The organism is Mulberry dwarf phytoplasma (assembly GCF_056504655.1).
The window spans coordinates 727855-742633 of sequence record NZ_CM151418.1; the positions used below are offsets into that span (position 1 = coordinate 727855).

15 protein-coding genes and 4 pseudogenes are annotated in these 14779 nt (G+C 27.1%); all 19 read right to left on the reverse strand.

Annotation, left to right across the window (positions count from 1 at the left end; translation table 11 throughout):
- Positions 1-42: 42 nt before the first annotated feature.
- The 19 genes and pseudogenes from JAHGCCOI_RS03680 to JAHGCCOI_RS03770 all read right to left on the reverse strand — a co-directional run bounded on the left by JAHGCCOI_RS03680 (position 43) and on the right by JAHGCCOI_RS03770 (position 14036).
- Complete coding sequence (locus tag JAHGCCOI_RS03680; protein ID WP_479491999.1) at positions 43-270, reverse strand: DUF2963 domain-containing protein; 228 nt, start codon at positions 268-270, stop codon at positions 43-45.
- 19 nt (positions 271-289) lie between these two features.
- Entirely contained in the window at positions 290-904 is a 615-nt protein-coding gene (locus tag JAHGCCOI_RS03685) for a sigma-70 family RNA polymerase sigma factor (protein ID WP_479492028.1), read from the reverse strand.
- Between the two features lie 137 nt (positions 905-1041).
- On the reverse strand, positions 1042-2343 hold the full coding sequence (locus tag JAHGCCOI_RS03690) for a DNA double-strand break repair protein Rad50 (protein WP_479492029.1): 1302 nt from the start codon (positions 2341-2343) through the stop codon (positions 1042-1044).
- 3 nt (positions 2344-2346) lie between these two features.
- Positions 2347-3494: pseudogene (locus JAHGCCOI_RS03695) on the reverse strand (AAA family ATPase).
- A 106-nt stretch (positions 3495-3600) separates the two neighbouring features.
- Entirely contained in the window at positions 3601-4218 is a 618-nt protein-coding gene (locus tag JAHGCCOI_RS03700; protein WP_479492030.1) for a hypothetical protein, read from the reverse strand.
- 2 nt (positions 4219-4220) lie between these two features.
- On the reverse strand, positions 4221-4541 hold the full coding sequence (locus tag JAHGCCOI_RS03705; RefSeq protein ID WP_227806987.1) for a hypothetical protein: 321 nt from the start codon (positions 4539-4541) through the stop codon (positions 4221-4223).
- Between the two features lie 17 nt (positions 4542-4558).
- Entirely contained in the window at positions 4559-4792 is a 234-nt protein-coding gene (locus tag JAHGCCOI_RS03710) for a hypothetical protein (RefSeq protein WP_479492258.1), read from the reverse strand.
- Positions 4785-5221, reverse strand: a pseudogene (locus tag JAHGCCOI_RS03715) (hypothetical protein). Before JAHGCCOI_RS03715 ends, JAHGCCOI_RS03710 begins: the two are co-directional and overlap by 8 nt.
- Positions 5221-5415, reverse strand: a complete 195-nt coding sequence (locus JAHGCCOI_RS03720) for a hypothetical protein (RefSeq protein WP_479492031.1) — start codon at positions 5413-5415, stop codon at positions 5221-5223. The pseudogene JAHGCCOI_RS03715 and the gene JAHGCCOI_RS03720 overlap by 1 nt, the downstream one beginning before the upstream one ends.
- A gap of 19 nt (positions 5416-5434) precedes the next feature.
- Positions 5435-5725 (reverse strand): HU family DNA-binding protein, encoded by a 291-nt coding sequence (locus tag JAHGCCOI_RS03725; RefSeq protein WP_479492259.1) that lies wholly within the window; start codon positions 5723-5725, stop codon positions 5435-5437.
- A 129-nt stretch (positions 5726-5854) separates the two neighbouring features.
- Positions 5855-6393, reverse strand: a pseudogene (gene tmk, locus JAHGCCOI_RS03730) (dTMP kinase); the annotation flags it as partial.
- Position 6394: 1 nt separating this feature from the next.
- The gene (locus JAHGCCOI_RS03735; RefSeq protein ID WP_479492032.1) at positions 6395-6970 is read right to left on the reverse strand and encodes a hypothetical protein; all 576 of its coding nucleotides are present in this window, start codon (positions 6968-6970) and stop codon (positions 6395-6397) included.
- Positions 6970-7188, reverse strand: a pseudogene (locus JAHGCCOI_RS03740) (DnaB-like helicase C-terminal domain-containing protein); the annotation flags it as partial. The gene JAHGCCOI_RS03735 and the pseudogene JAHGCCOI_RS03740, both read right to left, overlap by 1 nt.
- An 806-nt stretch (positions 7189-7994) precedes the next feature.
- Positions 7995-8609 carry a DnaB-like helicase C-terminal domain-containing protein gene (locus JAHGCCOI_RS03745; RefSeq protein ID WP_479492033.1) on the reverse strand — a complete coding sequence of 205 codons (615 nt, stop codon included), beginning with the start codon at positions 8607-8609 and terminating at the stop codon, positions 7995-7997.
- A gap of 188 nt (positions 8610-8797) precedes the next feature.
- On the reverse strand, positions 8798-9088 hold the full coding sequence (locus JAHGCCOI_RS03750) for a DnaB-like helicase N-terminal domain-containing protein (protein WP_479492034.1): 291 nt from the start codon (positions 9086-9088) through the stop codon (positions 8798-8800).
- Between the two features lie 71 nt (positions 9089-9159).
- Positions 9160-9465, reverse strand: a complete 306-nt coding sequence (locus JAHGCCOI_RS03755) for a DUF2963 domain-containing protein (RefSeq protein ID WP_479492035.1) — start codon at positions 9463-9465, stop codon at positions 9160-9162.
- Positions 9466-9470: 5 nt separating this feature from the next.
- Entirely contained in the window at positions 9471-10100 is a 630-nt protein-coding gene (locus tag JAHGCCOI_RS03760) for a sigma-70 family RNA polymerase sigma factor (protein WP_479492036.1), read from the reverse strand.
- Between the two features lie 164 nt (positions 10101-10264).
- Positions 10265-12058: an ATP-dependent zinc metalloprotease FtsH gene (gene ftsH, locus JAHGCCOI_RS03765; protein ID WP_479492037.1), complete on the reverse strand. Its 1794-nt coding sequence runs from the start codon at positions 12056-12058 to the stop codon at positions 10265-10267.
- An 85-nt stretch (positions 12059-12143) separates the two neighbouring features.
- Positions 12144-14036 (reverse strand): ABC transporter substrate-binding protein, encoded by a 1893-nt coding sequence (locus JAHGCCOI_RS03770; RefSeq protein WP_479492038.1) that lies wholly within the window; start codon positions 14034-14036, stop codon positions 12144-12146.
- Between the last annotated feature and the right edge of the window lie 743 nt (positions 14037-14779).

The window sequence follows — 14779 nt, forward strand, 5'->3', positions numbered from 1 at the left end:
ATAAAAATACCCCTTAAAAAAGGGGTTTAGTTTCTATATTGATTAAAAAGTTTTTTCTTCTTTAACAGTTCCGTCAGAATTGTAATAGGTTTCTTTGATTGGTTCTTCTGTTATGGGATCATATTCAGTAATACAATCAATCGTTTTGCCATCTTTATTAAACCAGGTTGTTTTAATAAAATTCCATGTATCAGGGTCATGTTCATGAATACCACAAATTGTTTTGCCATCGAGTTTGTAGTAAGTAGTTGTATTTTTTTGATAATTCATATTATTTATTTCCTTTTTATTATTTTTTTAATTTATTAATTGCTTTGGTTTTGATAAATTTTACTTGTGTTGCAGATAAATTCAACATTTTACCTATGTCTTTGTTGGAATACTCAATTTGAGGGTATTGGTTTTGGATTTTTAAAGGAATCCCAAAACTTAATCTAATAATTTCGAATTCTTGTTTATTTAAATTAGATTTGATTTTTTCAATAAACAATTCATGATTAACTTGGGTTAACCAAATTTGATGAGGGGTTAGATTGTTGGCTTTGAAAGATTGGGTTTGTTTTTCTTCAAAAGGAATATTACTTACTTGTTTTTCTTTCCGAAAAACTTCTCTGGAAATAGAAGTGGTTTGTAGACCTCTAATAAGTTCTATGATTTCACCTTTAATTGTTGGGGTAGCATAGACAATAAAATCACATCCTAAATCTTGATAATTATTTAAAGCTTTGATTAAACCTAAAATTCCTTCTTGGTATAAATCCTCTCTTTGAAGTGCTTTAGGGAAATATTTAAATTGTTTAACTATTTTTTTTACTAATGGTAAATGCATTTCGATTAATTGATCGCGAATTGCTAAATTCTTTTTATTTTTTAAAAAATCTTTAAATAATTTTTGTCTTAACATTTTATTCCTTCCTAAAAATATTTTTAGAAAAGATAAGAAATTATTTTTTTAGTCTTGAAAAGAAAAAAAGACTAACTTAATAGTTAGTCTTAAAGAATTTTTAGAAAGTAAAAAGTTGTCCAAAGTTTTGGAACACCTCATTCATTGTTAGATTTTTGATATTCCTCTAATTTTTTTTTGTAATCTTTGTAGTCAGCGTCAAGTTTGTCTAAATCACGGTCAATATCTCGAGTATGCATTTCTAAAGCTTCTTTGGTAATCATTAGTGGATGTTCTTTGTTTTCATTAGCTACTTCATTATACATATGCCATAAACGGTGGCCTTCGTGAAGAACTAAAGTACTTTTTGCCATTCCTTGGGCCCATTTACGCGTAACAGTCATTGTTTTACCTATTACTTTCAATCCGTATTTAGCGGGGATTAAGTCAGTAACTTTATCAAAAGCTTTAAAAGCGGCTTTAGTTACGTTACCAAAACTAAATTCGTTTTCTTTTTCATAAGTTAGCGCACGATTATACATTTCTTGATATTTTTCTTTTAGGTGTTGATATAATTCTTGTTCTTTTTTTATTTGTTCAAGTTTTTGATTTACTTCATCAATTTCTTTTTGGATTTCAGCTTTACGGTCTTCGTAAGTTGTAATAATTGTTTTTAATTCTTCCAATTCTTTTGATAAATCGTCGCGATCTTGAATTAATTCATTTTTAAATTTTTCGGCACGACCTAGTTGTGCTGTTAGAAATTTTTGGGTGGATTCTAATTTGCCGATTTGAACTTTAATTTTCCCAATTTCACCAATTATTTCTGACTTTTCGTCTTGTAATTTAGAGATTAGAGCTTGTAATCTAATTTTGTCATCAGGGGATGCTAATTTTACTTCTTCTTGTTTTTGTTTAATTTCTTTTTCTTTAGCTTCTTTGTCTTGTTCTAATTGTAAAAGTTTGCCTTTTAAGATAGTGATATTTTCGGTATTTTTACTTAATTTTTCTTTTATTTCTTTAATTTTTGTTTCATTGTTATCCAATACCTCTTTGATTTTATCTTTGGATTCTTGGGTTATTTCTTTTTGTTCGTAAAGGTCTTTGAGTTCTTTTTCACATTTTGTTAATTCATTTTCCCAATCTTTTTTTAAACCATTGTAGTTATTAATTGTGTCATCGTATTTTTTAATTGCTTCACCAATTTTTTCAATTAATTGACCTGTGTATTTAGATGATGGTTCGGTCTTATGAAAGAAAGATAAGTAAAGAAAACTGAATAAGGCAAGAATAATTAAAAAGTAAATTAAATAACTTTTTAGGGTTGTGGTGTTTTGATTGTGAAAAAATTTGTTTTTGATGAAACAAAAAAGGCCAAAAACAGTAGTAGCAATCAAAAACCACGTTAAATAAGATTTTAAATTAATAAAAACTTTCAGTACGTCTAATGGTGATAACATAGATTATTCACCTCCTTTCGGTTTTAATTGATTTTCAATTTGGTCTAATAAAGTAGTATCTGGTGAAATAATCAATTGATAAGCCTGTTTTAAATCTTCTTTGGTAATTTCATTTCTTTTGTTTTCACCTTTACCACGGTTTTTGGCAAAAATACTAACAGTAGTTTTTAATAAGTTTTCTAAGGTACGATTAGCTTTTAAATATTCTTTATTTTGTGGTAAGTTTTCTAAAGCTTCGTTAATAACTTCAAATAAATACTGTTTTGTTTCTTCACTGTAAGGATTTTTTCTTTTTTCAATTAAGAATTCTAGCATTTGTTGTCGTTCAGTTTTATTTCCTGGTTTTACTTCGATATTGTACGCAAAACGGGATTTAATCGCTTCATCAATCAGATGGTATTGGTTTGTTGCGCCAATAATGAAAATTGGTTTTTCAGGGTTATTATCCTGGGAAGTCATTTCCATTTTGAATTGGTTTACAACATTTGCGATTTCTGAACCTGCTTCTAACATACTTAAATTAGTGAAAATAGTTTCACATTCATCTAAAAAGATGATCGCCCCATTACACTCTTCTGCAGCAATTCTTGCATCAGTGAATAAATCTTTTACCATTTGTGGCGCTACCCCTTTATACTTTTGGGAAAAAAGGGAACTATTAACTTCAAAGAATGGTAAATTGGTTTCTTTGGCAAGTGCTCTTGCTAATAATGTTTTACCTGTTCCTGGGCAACCATACATTAAAATTCCCAACGGTGATTCTACTTCGCCAATACCTTGGTAGTTTTCAGGGTTTTTTAAATAATCAATAAATCCTTGAACTGCTTTTAATTCTTCTTTAAACCCAATTAATTTGTCAAAACCTATAAATTTTTGAGAGTCAGCAGGTTGAAAAACAACTCCTTCTGCTTTTAATTGTTTTGGGTTTGTTGAAGAATTATTATCAATTTCTTCAGTTTGTTCTTTCTTTTTGGTTTCTGCTTGTTGTAATTCTTGCTTTAATATATTTTTTTGTTCTTCACTTAAAGTTTGGGTGGCTTCTAATTTTTTTTAAAAGAAATAATTTGTTTTTCGGTTTGACTTAAAGTTTGGTGATGAATCCAGACATAAGTTGCTAACCAAAATAAAAGAAACAAAATGATGATTGTCATTGCTTTTAAGAAAAGTGGTTGGGTGGAAGTTTGGTTTTTGGTTTTCATAATTTATTTCCTTTCTAAAATAAGACTAAGTTTTCTTAACTTAGTCTTATTTTTTTATTTAAACTAAATTTTCAATTTTGGTGTTTAGAGTGGTGCCACTACCGCTAAGTGCGTTTCCATTTTTATCCACTAATTCATAGTCAAGAACTAAGGTTAATTGTGGATTTGTTGCTTGAACAAAATCGTTTTGTTCTAATTTAATTTGAATATTGATATTGCATTTGCCATCATTATCGTTAACCATTTGTTTGCGATTGGTGTCATCATAGAGTGTGTTATTATTTTTAACTTCTAAGTTAAAGAGTGATTCAGGATTTAAAAAAGTGTTATGAGTGTCATATTTTGGAGTTATTTTTAGATATAAAGGAACACTAATGTCGAATCCATTTGTTTTGAAAATGGCTTGATGATTGATAGTCACTGTGTGATGAAATTTATTTGGATTTAAATTAGGCATAGGTAAAGGGATAAGGGTTTTATCTTCATTATTACCGCTTACTCTATTTACTTCAAATAAAGGGGCATCATTTTTACTCATTAATTTAATGTTTTCTTGTCTTTGGCGTGAGAAATAATTTACAAGTGCAAGGCAAGAACTAATTGCAAAACAAGAACAAATTAAAATTGTCAGGACAATTATAATTTTGATATTTTGATTTTGGTTTGGTTTTTTCATGATTATTTACCTCCTAAGGTTGATTTAATGATATCAATTAAATTATTTATTCCTGTTGTTAACCAAGGGATTTGGTTTTGGTAATAAATAACGTTGACATGTAAAATAAAATATAAAACGATAGTTAAATTTATAAATGATTTTAATAAATTGCTTTTGTTGTTATTGGAAGTTGTTTGAGTTGGTTGTTTTTCTGGGGTGGTTGGTACTTTTACTACCATTGTTTTGCTTGGTGGACTTGATTTTGAATTTATTACTTTTTTATTTTTTAATTCGGTTGATTTTTTATTTGTTTTTTTGGTTTGTATTATTTTTTTGATCATGTTTTTTCTCCTTTGTATTAATTATTTATTTCTTTGTTACTTTCTAAATTGTTTTTTTCTTTTGGTTCGTTATTTGGAGTTGGGATAATTGAAAATGATTTTTTGGGTTTACTTTCTTTTTGTGTTTCATTTTTTTGATTGATTTGTGGCAATGGTACAAAATTAAAAAATATTTTTTTAATGATAAACATTAAAGCAGTTGTAAATAGAGCGCCAACTATAAAACCGATTGCGAAATTTAGATCATTCATTTTCATCCTCCTTGTTTATAATTGAATTAGATTGGTTTTTATTTGAATTTTTTCTTGCTTTTTTTTCTTTCCATTTCGCAACTTTAACTCTTTGTGCTTCTATTTGGGATTGGAGTTTTTCTTGATTTGCATTGATTTTATCTATTTTTTGTAATAATTGTTGTTCTAGGTATTCTTGTCTGGCACTTTTAATTTCTAAGTTTTGTAGTTTTTTGTTGGGGAAAAAAAAGCTACAACTAAATCTTTAATAAAAACAATAATATTTGTAATTAATTTAAAAATAGGTTTGAAACCAGAAACAATAAGAATAGTGAAAAGCGTTGTTTGCATTCCATCCATTCTTCGTTCAAGTATTTCGGTAGTGCTAAATCCTTTGGTATAATTTAGAATAAAATTGCTAATTGTTGTAACTATTGTTATAATAAACATCATTCACCGCCTTCACTTACCTTTATTCGTTTGTTTTCAGCTAATTTCTTTTTGTTTTTAAAAGTTTTATTGGGGCGGTCTAAATTAAGCCATTTGCCTTTGGGTTGGTGGTATTTGTTGATTTTTTTCTTGTTTTGGTAATTTCGTGATTTGAAATAAGTCCCACGGTATACTTCTGTCATTCCATCACTCATGTTAATTATTCTCCTTATTTTATTTTAATTTGAGTTTTTTAACTTCATCTTTAAGTGTTTTTGACACTTTAAAACTAACTGCGGTTGAGGCAGGGATTTTGAGTTTCTTACCTGTTTGGGGGTTTCTTCCTAAACGGGCTTTTCTTGATTTTAAGATGAATTTACCAAGTTGAGGTGATAAAACTACCTCTTCGTTGGATGTGATTGATTCAATTAAGGTATTTTCAAATGAATTGTAAAATTCTTCGGTTTTTGCAACTGAAGTTTTTAGTTGCTTTGCAACTTCTTTGATTAATTCTTTCTTAGTCATTGTTTTGTTGTCTCCTTTTTTTATAATATTTTTTTTATTAATTAAAGTTTTGATTATTTGGGCTAAATTATCTTTTTGTGAGTTGGTTGCATTAATTAAAAAATACTTGCAATTTTGGTGTTTACAATTTACATCATTACAGTATTTATGTTGATTTAAATAATTTTGACGCACATTTTCAAAATAAATTAGTGGTTTTTGTTCGATTAAGTCTAATTTATGATGGGGGATTGATTGTTTTCGGTGTAAGCCAATTTGGGGGTCAATATCTAGATAGAAAGTTAAATGAGGTTTGAGTAAATATTGATTAATAATTTTTGATGTTATTTCATCATCATAATCTATGAAATTACTATTGCTTTGATAAGCTAAAGTAGAATCATACCAACGGTCAACTATAACAAGATGGCCACTAAGTAGATTAGGTATTATTAATTCATCTTGGGTTTGGATCATGTTGGAAAAACTAAGAAAATATTTAGTTTTTGTACTTGTTTTTTTTGGTATAAAAACAAATTTCTTATTTCGTTTCCAATAGAACTACTTCCTAAACCTTGGTAAACTTTTACTTTTTGTCCTTTATTAATTAAAGATTTTTTTAATTTATTAATCAAAGTAGTTTTGCCGCTTCCATCTAGCCCTTCAAAAACTATTAATTTATTCCACATTTTAATTATTTCCTTTCGTATTTTTGATTAAATTAATATCTTTAAAAAAAATAAATTGTCTTTGGAATAAGGTATTTACAAAGATATTAGCTTTTTGAGAAAAACAATCAATTACTTTATCAATTCCTTGGACTTTGCCGTTTTTAATTTTATTGTTGAGCCTTTGGGATTCGATAGCATCATTTGTTAATAAGTAATATTCAAAACGCGTATCGAGTTTTTTTAGTTGTTGAGCTTCGATGATAGCTTGTTTGTAACGTTCACGGAGGCAAGTTTTAAAATTAAAAGCAACAATTCGTTTGTTTTGGGTAAACAATACTAAATCAAATTTGATATCAGGAATAAAAAATAAATATGTTTGGGGATATTGTTTGGTGATTCCACGATGTCGAAAATAAATTAAAATTAGATATTCGTTAATTTTACCACGCAGTACTTTTTGCTTTTGGGAAGTTGATTTGGTAATTTGAAAATAATGATTCAAACTTTGATGATTTAATTTCATATATTGATTAAAGGGATATTGAAAGTAATTATCAGGTTTAATGTGGGATAAAATTTTTTCTGAAATTAACATTAATTTTCCTCGATTCTTTGGATTTCTTTATCAAAATTAAAATTGCATTGGCCTAATTTACCTGCCCTATTTTTAGCAACAATAAATTGGGTAAAATCTTCTACAACGTTTGTAAATTGATTTTTTTCATAATAACTTTCGCGATGCAAAAAAATTACCATATCGGCATCTTGTTCAATTGAACCTGAATCTCTTAAATCTGAAAGATTAGGGATTTTATAGCGATAGATTACACGCGTGTTGGTTATTTACGTGCAGCCCCGCTCCAAACCGTACGAGCAAGTTTCCAAGCATACGGCTTTCCCATTCACAGCCTATTTCTAGGGTCTTCTAAATATCACTATTTAGTTGATTGATTATTCAGTAAGTTTGAAAGCTTAGAAGCTTTATCTGCTTCAGTTGGTTGCATTTGCATCAACCTCCTTTCTCCCGAATTGAATAATCCTGTGAATCTAACTTCTTCGCCTTGTACCTAGCTTTCTTAGGCTCCGTGTGAGGGCAATTATCTTGGTTATTCCAAACCAAGTTTTAATTCCTCCGACTACTAAAAGTCTCTTTTTCCTTGAACCCAGAGGCATTTTAATTTCCCCTGTTTGGGATGGTTTTTAGGAATCTCGAATTTCCGACATCATTATGCCTGATAGTTTTAGGTTCGCTTTCGTTGTTAAAGCTTGTGGCTAGACTAGAACACTTTGTTTCCGTCAACGATATCATGAAGGGTGCTATTTAAAGCGACATGTGATTATATATGAAGACAAATCTAATATCTTCATATCTTCCTTCATTTCAGGGATTTCAATAACTTGCCCTGACGTTATGAGATTACGATAATTTCCACGATTAGGGTTTTGCACCTTTTCCATGACTATCTTAGTCTTGCGAGAGCATCTTGGCTAGTTATTTCACCTCACTTCGCTTTTACGGTCTGCTGTAATCCGCCATTCTTTCGTTTGGCTGACCGACCGCATGACCTCACGGAATAATCAAGTCCGTGGCAATTGGCTAGATTGCTATAATGGTGCGTTTATTCGCGCCCAGATTCTCTCATTAAAGTTGCGCGGTTCATTTGGCTTAAAGCAATAATAGGAATTTGTAATTCCATCGCTAACTTTTTCAATTCACGAGTAATAATCCCAATTGCTTGATTTAAATTAAGAAATTGATCGTCTCTTAAAAGATGTAGATAATCAATGAAAATTATATCAAGTCCTTGGTGAAATTTTAATTGACGGCATTTTCTTTTAACTTCTTCTAGTTTGGTATTTCTGTCATCATCAATTAAAATATTTAATTCACTTAATTTTTCTTCTGTTTGCAATAATTGTAACTTTTCTTCACGAGTTAATTGTTGTTGTTCCATTTTTTTGATACTAATCTGAGATTCACAACTAATTAAACGTTTAATTAATTCTTCAGATGTCATTTCTAAACTAAAAATCAAAATATTATGTTTTTTAGGAATATTTTGAAAAACTTTAGCAATATTGACAGCCAAATTTAACATAAAAGCAGTTTTTCCCATTCCTGTTCTTGCGGCTAAAATATTTAATTGTCCTGGTTTAAAACCTCCAATTAAATCATCTATATTATTAAATCCTGTTTTAACTCCAACTAAATTATTTTTATTGTGGTTTTCCAAAATGTCTTTGATTACTTTAGAAACACAACTTTTTAAATCTTTAAACTTGGGAGTGAGTTTTTTTCTTAATTTTGCAGTATTTGTTTCTATTAATTCTAAAATCTCTTGTGGAGCTATTTTGCTTCTTGCAATTTGGGATAATTTAGCAATAATACCGCCAATTTCTCTTTTTAAAGATGTTTCTTTAATTAAATCAATGTATGTGTTTCTAAGTGCCGAGGAGAAGGCATCAAATCAGATAATTCATTTAAATAATTAATTCCTCCTATTTGTTTTAATAATTTTTCATTTTCTAAAATAGCACTTACTGAAGAATAATCAATTTCTTTATTATTTTGATGTAATATTTTCATGGCTTTAAAAATATTTTTATGATGAGGACTGTAAAAGTCAGTTTCTGTAATTTCATTAAAAACTAAAGAAATTGTTTCGGGGTTTAAAAGTAAAACCCCCAACAAAGCACGTTCTGCTTCAATCATCTTTCTAACTCCTTTTTTTAATTTGGGTATAAAAAATACCCCTTAAAAAAGGGGTTTAGTTTCTATATTGATTAAAAAGTTTTTACTTCTTTAATTGTACCGTCTGAGTTGTATGTGGTACCCTTGATTTTCTTCCCTGTTTGGGGATCGTACTCGTTGATGTAGTTGATTGTTTTACCGTCAGAGTTGTATGAGGTATCTTTGATTATATTCTCTGTTTGGGGATCGTACTCGCTGATGAAGTCAATTGTTTTGCCATCTTTATGAAACCAGGTTGTTTTAATAAAATTCCATGTATCAGGGGCATGTTCGTGAATACCACAAATTTTTTTACCATCAACATTATAATAAGTAGTTCTATTTTTTTGATAATTCATATTATTTATTTCCTTTTTATTATTTTTTTTAATTTATTAATTGCTTTGGTTTTGGTGGTTTCTACTTGCCTTGAAGATAAATGCAACATTTTGCCTATATTTTTGTTGGAATACTCAATTTGAGGGTATTGGTTTTGGTTTTTTAAAGGAATCCCAAAACTTAATCTAATAATTTCAAATTCTTGTTTGTTTAAAATGGATTTAATTTTTTGAATAAACAATTCGTGATTAACTTGGGTTAACCAAATTTGATGAGGGTTTAGATTGTTGATATTAATAGTTTGAGGTTGGGTTTCTTCAAAAGGAATATTACTTACTTGTTTTTCTTTCCGAAAAACATGTAAGGAAGTAGAAGTAGCTTGTAGACCTCTAATAAGTTCTGTGATTTTACCTTTAATTGTTGGGGTAGCATAGACAATAAAATCACATCCTAAATCTTGATAATTATTTAAAGCTTTGATTAAACCTAAAATTCCTTCTTGGTATAAATCCTCTCTTTGAAGTGCTTTAGGGAAATATTTAAATTGTTTAACTATTTTTTTTACTAATGGTAAATGCATTTCGATTAATTGATCGCGAATTGCTAAATTCTTTTTATTTTTTAAAAAATCTTTAAATAATTTTTGTCTTAACATTTTATTCCTTCCTAAAAATATTTTTAGAAAGATAGAATTATTTTTTAGTCTTGAAAAGAAAAAAAGACTAACTTAATAGTTAGTCTTAAAGAATTTTTAAAAAGTAAAAAGTTGTCCAAAGTTTTGGAACACCTCATTATAAACAAAATATTTATATTTTATACTTAATTTAATAATTTTTCTATCTCTTCTTTAGTAATAGTTTCTTTTTCTAATAATAAATTAGTTATTTTATCTAATAAAGATTTATTTTCTTTGATAACTTTTTGACATTCAAGATAACATTGATCTATTATTTTTTTAATTTCTGTATCAATAGATTTTTTATCAGAAAAATCAGAATCTTGAGAAACGCCTAAATCACTCATTCCATATTTAGTAACCATTAAACTAGCTATTTTAGTAGCTTGTTTAAAATCATCATAAGCTCCACTAGAAACATCGTCAAAAACTAATTCTTCAGCTACTCTACCGCCTAAATAAGAAATAATATTCGCTAACATTCTTTTTTTAGAAGAAAAGAAAGTTTCTTTTTCAGGTAACATAAGATTATAACCACCATATGAACCTCTTGGAATAATAGTAATTTTTTGAACTTTTTGAGCGTGTTCTAATTTTAAACCAACGACTGCGTGTCCCGCTTCATGGTAAGCAACCATTTTTCTTTCTTCTTCTGTATATTTAATTGATTTTTTAGCTGGACCCATAAGTACTCTATCAATCGCTTCTCCTAATTCTTCCATTGTAATCATTTCTTTTTGATTTCTGACTGTTAAAATAGAAGCTTCATTTAAAACAGCTTCTAATTGAGCTCCACTCATGCCTGGAGTTTGTTTCGCTAATTGATGAAAATCAATATCAGGAGAAATGTTTTTATTACGAACATGAACTTTTAAAATAGCTTCTCTAGCTTTAACATCAGGTAGACCAACTAAAAATTTACGATCGAATCTTCCTGGTCTTAATAAAGCTGAATCTAACATATCCGCTCTATTAGTGGCTCCGATGATAATGATTCCTTGAGATTGTGAGAAACCATCCATTTCGGTTAAAAGTTGGTTGAGGGTTTGATCTGCTTCTCGATTGCCACCACTATTGCCGCCGCCTCTTTTACCACCTAAAACATCAATTTCGTCAATAAAAAGTACACAAGGAGCATTATACTTAGCTTCTTTAAATAATTTTCTTACTCTAGAAGCTCCAACACCAACATACATTTCCACAAATTCAGAACCAGATACCGCATAAAAAGGAACGTTAGCTTCTCCAGCTAAAGCTTTCACGAGTAAAGTTTTACCTGTTCCTGGAGGACCTTCTAATAAAATTCCTTTAGGTATTTTAGCTCCTATAGAAATGTATTTTTGAGGTTTTTTTAAAAAATCAATTAATTCTTTCATCTCTTCTTTTTCCTCTTCATTACCAGCGACATCTTTGAAAGTAAAACGAGATTTTTGTTTGGATGAAACTAAGGGATTGGAATTAAGTTTACCTTTTTCACGCTGAATAGCAAAAATAATATAAATAGAAAATATCAAACTAGAAAATAAATTAATTTTATCAAAACAAAATTCTAAAATATCTAAAATCCAATTAAGGGGTCTAAAATCCCACCATTGATAAAATACTTTATTTCTAGGTATTAATTCGAAAGATATCTCATCTTTGGTATTTTTAACAATATCTGAATAAAATATTTCGTTATTTTTAGTTTTTAATTCTATTTTATAAATTTGTCTTATTTGATAAAACGGTTTATCTGGTAAAAACATTGTTTTATATCTACTATATTTAACACTTTCACTAATATCGCTACGCGCTATTTTAGAAATCATTTCTGATTCTGAAATATTTTTTCCTTCTGGTTTGAATTTTCCAAATGAAGTAAAATTTAAAATTATTAATAAAATTATAATAATAAACAATGATTTGAATATATTTTTTTTTAACAAAAACAACATAATTTATTTTCTTTCCTATTTTTTGTAATTTTTTTATTAAAGTCATTTTTTAAAATAAAAATTCCATAATAGTTGTTGCATTTTTTTAATAAGCTTCGCTAAGGAAATCATAAGGTTGAGATCTAAAACCAAAAATTCCATAATATTTGTTAAATGAAGTTGTTGCATTTTTTAAAAAACGAATTTGTTTTTGTTGATATAATGGAATTATAAATAATTTTTGATAAACTTTTGATTCTAATTCTGGTATTTTGTTTTTTTCTTCTTCACTTAATCGGAATGTTTTATTTTGAAAATTTCGGTTTCTTGTTGCTTGTTCTTCTTGAGATATAAACATTTCTGGTTTCCGACCTGTTGCTGAAATATTCATATCTGCATCTGTTTCATTCAAACGATATATAATTTTAATTTTATGATCATCTAAAATAATATTTTTTTCTATTTGGTTTTTCAAATCGCCAATCAATTTTTCATTTGTAAAAATTCCATCTCGAGTCGATAAAATTAACTCAATATCTCCTGTAGAATTTGTTTCTTGGATATATTTTTGAAAAAACTTTTTTGCTATCTCAATGTCATAACCTAAATTATTTTTTAACTCCATAATTTTTTGTTCTATATTTTCATTATTTTCATTTAAACTTAATAAATCATTTTTTAATATTTCATTAATATTTTTTTGGTGAATTTCAGTTTCATTATAAGCTTTAATAGAAGTCTTTTTATCGCAATATAAATCATTCATATAATCTAATGTAGGATGCAAAAATATATCATCAGTAAGTGATTTTCTATCAATTCCATAAAATAAAGATTTTTTTAAATTTATATTCTCAACTCTTTGACCTTTTAATTCAAGAACTAAAGAATAAGTTTCTGGCTTACAAAATAAATCACTTTTAAATTTATTTTTAAATTCATCATTAATTAAAGATTTATTGTCTATCGCTAAAAAACTAATTTTTCCTTCTTCAAATAATTCTTTTTCTCTATCAGCATTTCCTTGATTATTTTCAATCAAAATTTCAATTTTTTTATAAGAATTATTTTGATCTTGTGCGAAATAATTTGGATTTTGTTCAAAAATCCATTTAGAACTATTATAACCGATTTTAACTACATAACTACCATAAGAAATAAAAGGATGTTCTTTAGTCCCGTATTTGATTTCTTGAATTACTCCTGATTCATCTTTCACCAAAGATTTTTCAAAACATGTTTTTTCTAAAAGCAAAATTTTATCTAATTTTTTAATAACATCAAATAAACTTTTTTCTTCGTTAAATAATATTTTAAATTGATAATTTGAGTTCGGAATAATACTTATTTCTGAAAAATCTATATTTTCTCTAAAATCATCAAAATTTGAATAATAAAAATCAAAAGCATATTTAATTGTTTGGGCGTCAATAGAAGTGCCGTTTTCAAATTTTGCATCTTGCCTTAATTCAAAAGTAAAAGCCTTACTTTTTTTATTAAAAGAATCTTCATATCCATTATAATTACCTATACATTGATTGAAATTATCATTTCCTTCTGCTTGTATATTTTTAATCAAATGAAAATTAAATTTTCTCTGTATTTTATGTGCATCTTTATGAATAATTGTCTTTTTTTGTTCTTCGTTATAATTATTTAATTCTGTTTCATCTGCTAATTCTTTAAAAAAGGGACTTATCAAACAATATTGCGATAAAAATTCTTGAGAATCAGGATAACAACTAAACCCCCAATTTTTATTAGGGAACAATTGACCTATTTCGTTTGGAACAAGATAAATAAAGTTATCGTTGTTATCGTTGTTAATTTCATTTATTTCTTTTGAATCTGTATTTCTATTGTTTTGGTTTCTGTCTGAATCCGGTTTAGAATTTTTGAAATAACAATATATTCCTCCCAACAACAACATTAATATGGCGCTGGTGCCAACAATTAATAATATTTTTTTATGTTTCAAACAATAATCTTTTAAATTCATTTTTTGAACAAATCCTCTCTTTTTTTATTTAATAATTATAAAAATTATAAAAAAAATAACCTTATCGCCCTCCTTAATTATTATTTTATTTATTCTTTAAAGCTTAAATAGCAAATATTTAAATTAACTTTTTTCAAATTAAAAAATAATTTAAACTTTGCTATTAACTATAATTATACACCAAAAAAAAAAAAAAAACAAGTTTTTCGCTTGAAAAAAATTCCAAATACTTAAAAAAGCGCGTAATTTATTTGATTTTTTTAGGTTGAAATAAAAAAATAACTCGGAAGTTAAACTTAATTGTTCTTTTATTGGATTTTATTAAGTGAACTTATAAATTCCGATGTTTTTTCTATTTTTTAGCTTTTTTTATCATCATTTTATAACGCTTAAAAAATTAATTTTTAATATTTTTACTTGGTTTTTTGCATTCATATCAAATTTAAAAAAAGACACTTTTTTAAATCTTTTTTTAAATAACATTATTACAATAAATTTATTTTTTTAATCTTTAATTTGTTTAGCAAAATAAAATGCAAAAAAATTGTTTATTGGTTTTTTATTTTGTTCTAAATTAAATGTAATTATGATATAATAAGAGTAATAATGTATATTTTTAAAATATAATTCTTAGAAAATTGAAAAATATAATAATTTCAATAAAAAAAATAAAGTTAAAGGTGAATTTATGTTTTTTTACAATAAATTATTATCTTTATTTAAAAAAACAAGAAAAAAATGAC

What these genes read in the sequence shown, in the direction of transcription:
- JAHGCCOI_RS03680 (WP_479491999.1), bottom strand. Translation starts at nt 270, where the DNA reads ATGAATTATCAAAAAAATACAACTACTTACTACAAACTCGATGGCAAA.
- JAHGCCOI_RS03685 (WP_479492028.1), bottom strand. Translation starts at nt 904, where the DNA reads ATGTTAAGACAAAAATTATTTAAAGATTTTTTAAAAAATAAAAAGAAT.
- JAHGCCOI_RS03690 (WP_479492029.1), bottom strand. Translation starts at nt 2,343, where the DNA reads ATGTTATCACCATTAGACGTACTGAAAGTTTTTATTAATTTAAAATCT.
- JAHGCCOI_RS03700 (WP_479492030.1), bottom strand. Translation starts at nt 4,218, where the DNA reads ATGAAAAAACCAAACCAAAATCAAAATATCAAAATTATAATTGTCCTG.
- JAHGCCOI_RS03705 (WP_227806987.1), bottom strand. Translation starts at nt 4,541, where the DNA reads ATGATCAAAAAAATAATACAAACCAAAAAAACAAATAAAAAATCAACC.
- JAHGCCOI_RS03710 (WP_479492258.1), bottom strand. Translation starts at nt 4,792, where the DNA reads ATGAATGATCTAAATTTCGCAATCGGTTTTATAGTTGGCGCTCTATTT.
- JAHGCCOI_RS03720 (WP_479492031.1), bottom strand. Translation starts at nt 5,415, where the DNA reads ATGAGTGATGGAATGACAGAAGTATACCGTGGGACTTATTTCAAATCA.
- JAHGCCOI_RS03725 (WP_479492259.1), bottom strand. Translation starts at nt 5,725, where the DNA reads ATGACTAAGAAAGAATTAATCAAAGAAGTTGCAAAGCAACTAAAAACT.
- JAHGCCOI_RS03735 (WP_479492032.1), bottom strand. Translation starts at nt 6,970, where the DNA reads ATGTTAATTTCAGAAAAAATTTTATCCCACATTAAACCTGATAATTAC.
- JAHGCCOI_RS03750 (WP_479492034.1), bottom strand. Translation starts at nt 9,088, where the DNA reads ATGATTGAAGCAGAACGTGCTTTGTTGGGGGTTTTACTTTTAAACCCC.
- JAHGCCOI_RS03755 (WP_479492035.1), bottom strand. Translation starts at nt 9,465, where the DNA reads ATGAATTATCAAAAAAATAGAACTACTTATTATAATGTTGATGGTAAA.
- JAHGCCOI_RS03760 (WP_479492036.1), bottom strand. Translation starts at nt 10,100, where the DNA reads ATGTTAAGACAAAAATTATTTAAAGATTTTTTAAAAAATAAAAAGAAT.
- ftsH (WP_479492037.1), bottom strand. Translation starts at nt 12,058, where the DNA reads ATGTTGTTTTTGTTAAAAAAAAATATATTCAAATCATTGTTTATTATT.
- JAHGCCOI_RS03770 (WP_479492038.1), bottom strand. Translation starts at nt 14,036, where the DNA reads ATGAATTTAAAAGATTATTGTTTGAAACATAAAAAAATATTATTAATT.